Annotated in this window: 1 pseudogene; it reads right to left on the reverse strand. The window is 67.7% G+C overall.

Features of this window, described 5'->3' with window-relative positions:
- Positions 1 to 529: pseudogene (locus V5E28_RS49135) on the reverse strand (DNA-directed RNA polymerase subunit beta); the annotation flags it as partial.

Raw genomic sequence — 529 nt, forward strand, 5'->3', positions numbered from 1 at the left:
AATCTTGTCGTCGACCAGGTGCAGCAGCTTGAGGATGTAGATGTAGCCGACCGCGATCGGGTACGGGAACGGCTCGCCGGAGCGGCCGTCGAACAGGCGGGCCTTGCCGCTCTGCTGCACCATCCGGTCGCCGTCACGGTTGGCGACGGTGCTGCCGAGCAGGCCGACGATCTCCTCCTCGTGGGCGCCGTCGAAGACCGGGGTGGCCATGTTGGTGCGCGGGGCGACCTTGTCGAAGCCCTTGTCGCGCAGCCGCTCGGCCCAGGCCTCCTGGACGCCGGAGATGTCCCATCCTCGGGCGGCGATCCAGCCGAGATGGGTCTCCAGCACCTGGCCGACGTTCATCCGGCCGGGCACGCCCAGCGGGTTGAGGATGATGTCGACCGGAGTGCCGTCTTCGAGGAACGGCATGTCCTCGACCGGCAGGATCTTGGAGATGACGCCCTTGTTGCCGTGGCGGCCGGCCAGCTTGTCGCCGTCGGTGATCTTACGCTTCTGGGCCACGTAGACGCGGACCAGCTCGTTGACG

The organism is Nonomuraea sp. LPB2021202275-12-8, from assembly GCF_037044575.1.
GTDB lineage: Bacteria > Actinomycetota > Actinomycetes > Streptosporangiales > Streptosporangiaceae > Nonomuraea.